Source organism: Shigella sp. FJ200513, from assembly GCF_040495915.1.
Lineage (GTDB): Bacteria > Pseudomonadota > Gammaproteobacteria > Enterobacterales > Enterobacteriaceae > ECMA0423.
Genome location: NZ_JBDYCV010000271.1, coordinates 1 through 618, shown reverse-complemented (window position 1 = coordinate 618; position 618 = coordinate 1). Strand labels below are relative to the sequence as shown.

Annotated in this window: 1 pseudogene; it reads right to left on the bottom strand. The window is 53.6% G+C overall.

Annotation, left to right across the window (positions count from 1 at the left end):
* Positions 1–618: pseudogene (locus ABZJ92_RS22160) on the bottom strand (prophage tail fiber N-terminal domain-containing protein); the annotation flags it as partial.

Below are 618 nucleotides of genomic sequence, written 5' to 3'. Positions count from 1 at the left end.
GGGCACTGAAATCCCCACCGGTCCCAGTCGTGAGCCTCTGTATGACTGCCCCCTGACAAGTCTGATGACTTTATCACCGTCAGCTTCTCCCTGGTACGCAGCAATAATCAGCCCGCCAATGTCAGGGTCTCCCCATCTGTTGCGGACAGAGCTCGCCACGATTCTGTAAATAATATCTTCTGTGGTTATATTTATTTTCACCCAGTCAGTCTGGATATGGGCCAGTAGCGGTAGCGGGTGTGATAAATGGGGCCGTTAATGCCGTAAAAAGTAAGGGATTTGGCTCTGTACCGCGGTTCTGTTGTCTCAGGGCGTGCATCAGTCCACCGGATGCTGAGCACCCCTTCAAACCGTGTGTCGGGTATGATGATGCCGTAGGGGCCAGCAACGGAATATTCACCTGGCAGCGCATTCCTTACCCAGGCCAGGAAATCACTCTTAGTGTCAAAACGGATAACATCTTCAGGCAGAAAAGCACACCCAAAGCCGAATGCGCCGGGTATCGCCAGACGGCCTTTTGTCCGGTCGTAAATGTCGCTCTGTGCTTCCATCGTGGCCGCACTTTTCAGCCCCAGATTATCCCGGGACTTCTGTTGTGCCTTTTCGCCTGCTGCTGCG